Origin of the sequence: Micromonospora arida (assembly GCF_003857035.1) — a bacterium.
GTDB classification, from domain to species: Bacteria; Actinomycetota; Actinomycetes; order Mycobacteriales; family Micromonosporaceae; genus Micromonospora; species Micromonospora arida.
Map to the genome: position 1 here is coordinate 1 of NZ_QGSY01000022.1, position 2,254 is coordinate 2,254.

Consider the following 2,254-nt stretch of genomic DNA (forward strand, 5'->3'; position numbering starts at 1 on the left):
GGGTGGGGCGCCCGTGCAGGTGGTGCCGTTGAGCGCGAAGCTGACCGGCACCGGGTTGCTGCCGGTCCACGAACCGTTGAAGCCGAACGAGGCGCTGCCGTTCGTGGCGATGGCGGTGTTGTGGTCGACGTTGCGCGCGGTGACCTGGGCGCCGGACTGGGTGACGGCGGCGTTCCACGCCTGGGTGACCTGCTGGCCCGCGGCGTACGACCACGTGACGACCCACCCATTGAGCGGGTCGCCGAGGTTGGTGACGGTGACGTTGGCGCCGAAGCCACCCTGCCACTGGTTGGTGATCTGATAGTCGACCCGGCAGCCGACGGCGGCGGCCGAGGCGACGACCGTGCCGAGGGTGCCGGCCACGACGGTGGCCGCCGTCATGGCGGCGAGCAGGGTCAGCCGATGTCTGGACGGGTGCATGCGCTGCCTCCGGGGATCCGGTGATGATCGCTACGACCCACCGGCCCTGCCCGGGAAGCACAGTGGACCAACCCACCGCGACGGCGGCGGACGGCGATCTGATCGGGGTGAAACGCCCTGGAACTCACGGATCCGACTCACCGCGCATCGTAAGGCAAGCGCTTTCCGGCACGCAACATCGATCATCGTCGCTTGGTTGCGCATCCTGCTCTTGCGTGGCGTCTCGCTCTTACCCCGGTGGGTCTCGCTCCTGCGTGGCGTCTCGCTCTTGCCTCGGCGGCGTCTCGCTCTTGGATTGGCGGCGTCTCGCTCTTGGATTGGCGGCGTCTCGCTCTTTCTCGCCCTTGCCTCGGTGATCGATGCCTGATCAACTCGTCCGGGTGAGCGCTCACCACATGGATCCCGCCGAATTCCGTCGCGCCGGCCACGCCGTCGTCGACTGGATCGCCGACTACTGGGCGACAGTGGAGCAACGACCGGTCGCCCCGGCCGACCCACCGGGCACCGTGGCCGCCGCCCTACCCAGCGAGCCGCCCACCACCGGCGGCGAACCGGTCGAGGCGATCCTGGCCGACCTGGACTCGATCGTCGTACCGGGGCTGACCCACTGGCAGCACCCGGGCTTCTTCGGCTACTTCCCCGGCAACACCTCCGGCCCGAGCGTGCTGGGGGACCTGGTCAGCTCCGGGCTCGGCGTCCAGGGCATGCTCTGGGCCTCCAGCCCGGCCTGCACCGAGCTGGAGACGGTGATGATGGACTGGCTGGCCCACCTACTGGACCTGCCACAGCGGTTCCGTTCCACCGGCACCGGCGGTGGGGTCATCCAGGACTCGGCGTCCTCGGCGACGCTGGTGGCCACCCTGGCCGCACTGCACCGGGCCAGCGGCGGCCGCTGGCGGCACACCGGCATCGACCGGCGCTATCGCGCCTACACCTCCATCCACGGGCACTCGTCCATCGAGAAGGCGGTACGGATCGCCGGGCTGGGCAGCGACAGAATCCGGTCGATCGAGGTGGACCCGGACACCCAGGCGATGCTGCCCGGCGCGCTGCGGGCCGCCATCGAAGCCGACCTGACCGCCGGTGACGTACCGGCCATCGTGGTAGCGACCATCGGCACCACCTCCACCACCGCCGTCGACCCGCTGCCGGAGATCGGGGCCATCTGCGCCGATAACGGGATCTGGCTGCACGTGGACGCCGCGTACGCGGGCGCCGCCGCCGTCTGCCCCGAACTGCGGTGGACGCACGCCGGCCTGGAGTACGCCGACTCCTACTGCTTCGACCCGCACAAGTGGCTGCTCACCGGCTTCGACTGCGACGCGTTCTGGGTGGCCGACCGGGCCGAACTGATCGAGGCGCTGACCGTACTGCCGGAGTTCCTGCGCAACGCGGCCTCCGAATCCGGCGCGGTGATCGACTACCGGGACTGGCAGGTGCCGCTGGGCCGGCGGTTCCGGTCCCTCAAGCTGTGGTTCGTGCTGCGCTGGTACGGCGCCGAAGGGCTGCGGGCGCACATCCGCTCCGGGGTGGCGCTGGCCGAACGGTTCGCCGAGCGGGTCCGCACCGACGGCCGGTTCGAGCTGGCCGCGGCGCACCCGTTCTCGCTGGTCTGCTTCCGACTACGCGCCGACGACGACACCAACGCGGCGTTACTGGCCTCGGTGAACGCCACCGGACGGGTGCATCTCACGCACACCCGCGTCGCCGACCGCTACACGCTGCGGCTGGCGGTCGGTTCACCCCAGACCACCGAAGCGCACATCGACGAAGCCTGGACCCTGCTCTCCGAGGCAGCCAACACCCTGCATACCCCCTGAGCGGCCGTCGCCCC

2 protein-coding genes are annotated in these 2,254 nt (G+C 70.5%); one reads left to right on the plus strand and one right to left on the minus strand.

Annotated features, from left to right (window positions below; translation table 11 throughout):
• The coding region (locus DLJ58_RS00165; protein WP_208740733.1) for a cellulose-binding domain-containing protein at positions 1-420 on the minus strand (420 nt) is incomplete at its 3' end.
• Positions 421-779: 359 nt separating this feature from the next.
• On the opposite strand from DLJ58_RS00165, the gene DLJ58_RS00170 reads away from it, so the two are divergent.
• Positions 780-2,240 carry a pyridoxal-dependent decarboxylase gene (locus tag DLJ58_RS00170; protein ID WP_244218715.1) on the plus strand — a complete coding sequence of 487 codons (1,461 nt, stop codon included), beginning with the start codon at positions 780-782 and terminating at the stop codon, positions 2,238-2,240.
• Positions 2,241-2,254: the final 14 nt, after the last annotated feature.